Below are 6,075 nucleotides of genomic sequence, written 5' to 3' on the forward strand. Positions count from 1 at the left end.
ACAAGCCTACTGATCCGCACTGGCAATCCCCGCATTCCAGGGGCGTGAAGCCCTGTGGATACTGGCGTGTGGGCCCCTCAGAGGGCCATGCATGGTGGTTGTACTTGTCCACCATTGATCCTTACAGCCGGTGCCACCATCGGTGTCGGGCTGAGTGACTCAGGGGCCGGCTGAAAGGCCAGGGACTAAAGGCGGGACAGTAGACGACGTAACAGTGGGACCGGCTTTGATGGCCGGTCCTTTGTCGTGTCAGGGGCAGGCGGGGCCGTTGCCGTCCCCTCTGTCGGCGCTGGAGCAGCGGCACCAGGAACGGCTGGAGTTGGGGCCTTCGTGGCCTCCAGCATCCGCAGGGCCATTGCCTGTGTTTGGATGATCCGCTCCCGCTCTGCGGCTATCGCTTCTGCCACGGCGGCGCGTTGCTCCGCCTCCGCCAGCTTTACCCGGAGGGCGTCAAGCTCCCCCGTCAGGGCGTCACCGGCCCCCGTCGTGGCGGCCGTCATGGCTGGTATCACGGGGCTGTCGTGACGGCTCTCATGGTGGGCGTCAGTGGTGCGGTCCATCAGTCCCAGGGCAATCAATGCGGTAACCGGAATACGCCAGCCGTTGGCAGTTTGTGCCGCCCCGTTAGCTGTCAGCTCAGGGCGCTTGCGGCGCAAGGTAGACACTGACACCCCGCACGCTTTGGCGGCCTCTGCAAGGCCCAACGTAGGGACTCCAGGAGGGGGCGTCATGACGCCTTGCGCTGCCGATGGCGGGGGTGTCATGTTCGCGGTGTCGGTGCTGGTGCCGCCAGGAAGGAGCTGAGCCGTCTAACGGCCAGCTCTGGTGCCCAGAACGAGACTTCCTGGTTACCAATTTGGAGGGTCACGTCCAACCCCGGCTGGTCACCAATGCTCCAACTTCCGTCCCACGCCAGAAGTTCAGGCGGGAGATCGTCCTCCATAAGGAGGGTTAGTTGGAGTGGCTGTTTGCCGTGCTCGTCTGGCACTCCCTCACCAACGGTGAGCTTCCAGCGAGCACCACTCTCCAGGGACTCCAGATGCTCAGCACATACCGGGGGTTCCATGTTGGAACCGCGGATCAAGTAGGCGCCCGCCTCGGGGCGGGGACAGCGAAGAACAGAGCACGGCGTCATGCTTTCGACGTTAGCCAACGTCCATCCCGATATATGGCGGGTGGCCCATGACACGCCCGTTAAAAGCGGAATCCCCGCCAGCGCCAACCAGCAGGGATACCTTGAATCAAATCCATTGAATACAGAAAGCGTATCAACTGCGCCAACGGTTGGTAAGCGAACGCGGGCAGGCATCCCCGCGTGTCTCTCTCCTGCTCCCACAGGACGGGACGAAACAAACACGCTAAGCCGAACACCGTAACCAACCGGATGGCTACTTACCGGGTTAGAGCCGGTTCCATTGTCGAGCCTTGCGGCAGGGTGTTTCACCGGGTTGAGCAATCCCCGGAATCGAAGGAGTGCCAGCACCTACAGCCGGCCCTTATGGGGCCTGCCAGATCGCAAGGCATATGCCGCCACTGCCCACGAGTAATGCCGTGGGTCTTGCGAGCTACTTACGTAGCCAACCGACAACCGACCGTCCGACCGACGCGGTGCCAACGCTTGCCCTCAGTCCCCACAGTTTCCCCTGTGGGGCAACAAGGCAAGCCCCTGCCCTCATCCCTCCCTCCCTCCCTCTGCGGTGTCCAGTCCGTCAGGACTGTTCCTAAGGGACTGTAAGCCTCAGGCTTACTCTGCTTCAGGTGTCGGGTCGGGAAGAATTGGAATCCGGTAGATCTGACGTGATGGAGAAAAGTCGATCCTGGATTGGACTGCTTGTCTTGTTACCGTCACAAGCTCCAGTTCCTTCAACTGGGCGATTCCTTTGGTACGTGTACTTGCTGAGATCCCGTACAGCTCGTCCAGCGCGTGTGGGCTAATCCAGACATCGCGACAAACACCGCGTGATTCAGCCAGAAGAACCAGGAACATCGCAATGGCGGCGCCGTCCATATCGCCCAAGTAACCTTCGGTCCACATCACGTTGGGCACTCTGAAATACTCGTGAGATTTTCGGTCTTCCCTGGATGAGTCAACGATGACTTCCCCAGGGGTTGTGTATGGCGAACCGTCGCCAAGATCGCTGAGCATTGTGATGGTGGGAGTGGGTTTGGTGGGCTCGAGCCGCACGAACTTTCTCTCCGCCAGCTCCTTCAACGCCGCCCGTACACGGCGAGTCCCATTGGTTTCGGGATCATCGAGGTTCAGCAGTTCCGCCCAGACACGTGCCGGTCTGTTGGTTGCGTATGGTTTGCTGGCGCAAACCCACAACAGGCTCAAATAGATCTGCAGCCGTAGCCGGCCCCCTGGGCCACCGCTCTTACCATCCCGCTGATTTAGTAATCGAACTAATGGTGATGGGCCTTCCTTTGTTTTCAATACAAAGGATCTGCGTATTGGTGCACCTGCTCGGGATATCCGAGCTTCTTTTCTGAACGTGGATAGCAACTTACGAGCTATTAGTTTCTGCTGCCTGCTGGCAATAGTCATTCGAAAGTTGCTTCCTCGCCATGTGATATAACTAGATATCAAGTATAAAGCTTCGACTACGTACCCAGTCAAGTTGCGTGACTGGCCGGGCTGTGGTAAGATGTTCTTATAAGTTGAAGTGGCGCGGAGTGATATGTGCCGTAGGGCGGTTCAGGTCGGAACGTAAGTTCCCCACCAGCACCGGAGTTCCCCTCCTGGGCCCCTGCCGTTCGCTGAGACTTGTACGTAGAGGGGCCGGACACCAGCCAGGTGTTCCGGTCCCTCTCTCTGAGTTGCTGGTTGCACGTTATGAACGGGGCAGGCTTCCCTGGGCGCTCTCGCCTGCAACTTACCCAGACCGCACCACTCCACCGTTTCATATGCCGCTCTGCTGGGGGCTTCGCGGCTTACCAAAGAGAACCCCATGAATACCACTGACCAGCAGACGCTGGCCGCGTTGAATGCCCTGGCCCATGACGGGGTAGTAGCGATCTCCTCACGGAGGCTGGCTGAGGACATCGGCCGCACCAGGGACACCGCATCGAAGTCTTTGGGGAGACTTCTCAAGGGTGGCTACATCGAGCTCGTGAGGGCTGGCCGCGGGGTGCAGAGCGCCCGCTATCGCATGCTTACCGGACCGGAAAAACCTGCACAAAACCCTGACAACAATAAGCCCCTATCTGACGGGTTTGAGGGTGTGCGGGATCTGTTCAGGAGTCAGGACCTCTATGGTGCCGGCTGCCTTTTTGAGGTGGCCCCTAAGGGTGTGCCTCTGTCCATTGCCCAGGTCATTGCCCTGGGCGTTACGCGGTCCCGTGGTGGTGTGGTTGCCCAGCTCGTGAAGCTGGAGTCCATGCCGGTCCCGCTGGCATCGAGCCAGCCGGACCCCGCTCATCAGCAGCGGAAGCTGTGGACGTTCCATGAACTGACAGCTGAGGCTGAGGCTACGAATCTTGAACATCTGGACGCCTTGGGTGCGCGGTATCGTCCGCGCTATCGGTTTGACCAGGAGATGCAACACCTGAATGAGCAGGAGATAAACCGAGAGCGGTTGGGGCTCGAACCGTACACGGTTATTGCCAACCGCGACATCCTGCCCCATGTCTACGAAAACCCCCACACAGGTTGCATGTTCTTCTTTGACTCGAGTGACTACCGAGACGACTACGGCAGGCTGCACCCGGGGTATATGGGGATTGGTGCTCACCGTGTGGTCTGGATTGCCGAGCGTGGCCCCGTTCCGGCGGGGCATGACCTCCATCATGATTGCTGGGTTCGGCCTTGTGTAAATGTGGATCACCTCCTTCTGGTTACCGAAGCTGAGCACCGGAGAATTCATGCCGAAGAAACGCCGGCTCATCTCCTGAGGGAAAAAACCTGCTAACCCGTACCGACAAAGGGGCGCTATGGATACCGGTCCCTATCTGCTGGAGTGCCGCTAATCGCAGTCCGGCGCGGGGATTACAGCCCCGCGTAGAGGTTCCCCCTACCTGACCTGCCGTAGGCGCCTGCGCGGCGCTTAGATCCCGGACCAGGAGCCAATGAGCTGCGCCCCGTATCTGCGGCTTCCTATCCCGTTCGCGACTACAGGTGCTATGACCACCGGGGGCGGGCTGAGGCTGGCTTAGGGTCCCTCCCCCACCCCCTTTGACGGGGGCAGGAGATGGGAGCTGGGGCCGGAGCAAGCTAGAGACTTATGTGCCATAAGTCCGCTTGCGTTGCCGGAGCAAGCTATACGTTTACACCCGTGTAACTGCTTGGCTCTCCGAGGCGCTGCGCTGGGCAGGCTACTTTCCGCGCCGACCTTTCCAGGCCCGCAGGAGGTTTACCGCGCGGCGGTTTACTGAGTCACTCACAATCGCGAGCAGGACCAGGAGGGACAGGAGCAGCGGGTATCCGTTCAGGATGATCGACCAGGGGTTCAAAGCAGTTCCTTTGCAGTAGAGGCGGTTGTTGCTGACACCGTGGCGCGTTGCGTCCGTCCTTTGTGGGACGGACTACGTGTCGCCCGGTACTGCCCTCTATGCGTGACCCGCTCTGGCGGCGGTCCATTCTCAAAAACACTCTCTCAAATACGATCGTTTGCTGAGTCTGGAAACGACGGCCAGCCGTAGGCGGCTGTCCCCTGTGTTTGCAAGGGAGTTGCATTCTCATAACCCGTTCGCATAATCTAATTCCCATAACCTCTTGATTGAATGAGTAAGTGAGAATGGAGCAGGGGAATGGCGCTTATCGGTTACATGCGCGTGAGTACCGCAGAACAAAAGACAGACGGGCAGCGGGACGCCTTGCTGGCCGCAGGCGTCAAGGATGATGCCCGGCACCTGTTCAAAGATCAGGGGGTGAGCGGTGCAAAGGCCAGCCGTCCCGGCTTTGATAAGTGCCTCGAGGCGCTGCGGGAGGGCGACACGTTGGTAGTCGCCAAGCTGGACCGCTTGGGGCGGTCCCTGGGAAACCTTATTCACCTGTTCCAGGAGCTGGCCGAGCGGGGCGTGGGTGTGCGGGTGTTGGACAACCCCATGCTCAGCACGGATGGCAACAAAGCCCAGGCAAAGCTCATGCTGGGCATCTTCGGAACATTGGCTGAGTATGAGCGTGATCTGCTGAGGGAACGGACAAACGTAGGGCTGGAGGCGGCACGCGCACGCGGCCGCAGCGGTGGCCGGCCTGCCCTGTTGGATAGCCCCAAGATCACCAGGGCAAAGGAGCTGCACGCCGCGGGCGTGCTAAGTCCAAAGGAAATCGCGGATGCCGTGGGAGTCTCTGTTGCTACGCTGTACCGCTACTTGGCAAAGGCCGGCGCATGAGCGCGGGGCTGGAGGCGGCGAGCGCCGCGGATATTTACCGTTGGCTGCTGGACGTGCAGGACCGGCTTACAGAGCTGGTGGCAGATGATCGGTTGACACTGGAGCGTCACGCGGAACAATCGCACGGCACAGCACGTAATGCTGTGGGAGTGGTGGTGCAACACTTGGACGCCGCACGCCAGGTGCTGGCTGTGCTGGAAACGAGGGACTGAAGTTCTCCAGGGTTGGCCGTGCTGGAGACCAAAGGACTTACGGTCGATACCGATGTCCATACGGACAACAACAGCCCCCATATGGACCATAGCGTGCTCCATATGGACGATTTCTGCCCCATATGGAGCACTTGCGCAAGCGCAAGATGTTAGTCTGAGAAAACCTAACCAGGGTTAACTCTGGCTGGGTAAAAGAAGTGCGACGGCCTGATGTTGGAGCATCAGACCGCCGCGGTGGGTGATTGGTTAGTAGAGCGGCCAGTCCTTCACGACATGCAAAATCATTGAGATTGCCACGAGTAGGCGTGCTGACCCTGTCAAAAGTTGCGCGCAGACCGTGGCTTTTTCATGCCATCTGGACTTGGTGACCTTGTTCCGGTTACCCAAATCGACCCTCCTTCCTTCTGGTTGAAACCGTTCCCGGAAGTTGGGATAAAACAAGCCTACTGATCCGCACTGGCAATCCCCGCATTCCAGGGGCGTGAAGCCCTGTGGATACTGGCGTGTGGGCCCCTCAGAGGGCCATGCATGG

The 6,075-nt window shown here is 59.6% G+C and carries 6 protein-coding genes; 3 read left to right on the top strand and 3 right to left on the bottom strand.

The genetic code is table 11. From position 1 onward, the window contains the following. Positions 1–185: 185 nt before the first annotated feature. Complete coding sequence (locus tag B5520_RS22155) at positions 186–671, bottom strand: hypothetical protein (protein ID WP_139386300.1); 486 nt, start codon at positions 669–671, stop codon at positions 186–188. Between the two features lie 1,073 nt (positions 672–1,744). Then, a complete protein-coding gene (locus B5520_RS22650; protein WP_139386301.1) occupies positions 1,745–2,545 on the bottom strand; it encodes a hypothetical protein in 801 nt (266 codons plus the stop codon). A 403-nt stretch (positions 2,546–2,948) separates the two neighbouring features. Between B5520_RS22650 and B5520_RS22165 the strand changes: the two genes are divergently transcribed. After that, positions 2,949–3,908: an HNH endonuclease gene (locus B5520_RS22165; RefSeq protein ID WP_079599223.1), complete on the top strand. Its 960-nt coding sequence runs from the start codon at positions 2,949–2,951 to the stop codon at positions 3,906–3,908. A 403-nt stretch (positions 3,909–4,311) separates the two neighbouring features. Here the strand turns inward: B5520_RS22165 and B5520_RS22885 are convergent, their stop codons facing one another. Next, positions 4,312–4,449 (bottom strand): hypothetical protein, encoded by a 138-nt coding sequence (locus tag B5520_RS22885; RefSeq protein WP_176156967.1) that lies wholly within the window; start codon positions 4,447–4,449, stop codon positions 4,312–4,314. A 297-nt stretch (positions 4,450–4,746) separates the two neighbouring features. Here B5520_RS22885 and B5520_RS22170 point away from each other — a divergent pair, with 297 nt between their 5' ends. Both B5520_RS22170 and B5520_RS22175 read left to right on the top strand, forming a co-directional pair. Then, a complete protein-coding gene (locus tag B5520_RS22170; protein ID WP_079599224.1) occupies positions 4,747–5,331 on the top strand; it encodes a recombinase family protein in 585 nt (194 codons plus the stop codon). Beyond that, a complete protein-coding gene (locus B5520_RS22175) occupies positions 5,328–5,543 on the top strand; it encodes a hypothetical protein (protein WP_079599225.1) in 216 nt (71 codons plus the stop codon). The genes B5520_RS22170 and B5520_RS22175 overlap by 4 nt, the downstream gene beginning before the upstream one ends. Positions 5,544–6,075 lie beyond the last annotated feature (532 nt).

Origin of the sequence: Arthrobacter sp. P2b, from assembly GCF_900168295.1 — a bacterium.
Classification (GTDB): domain Bacteria; phylum Actinomycetota; class Actinomycetes; order Actinomycetales; family Micrococcaceae; genus Arthrobacter.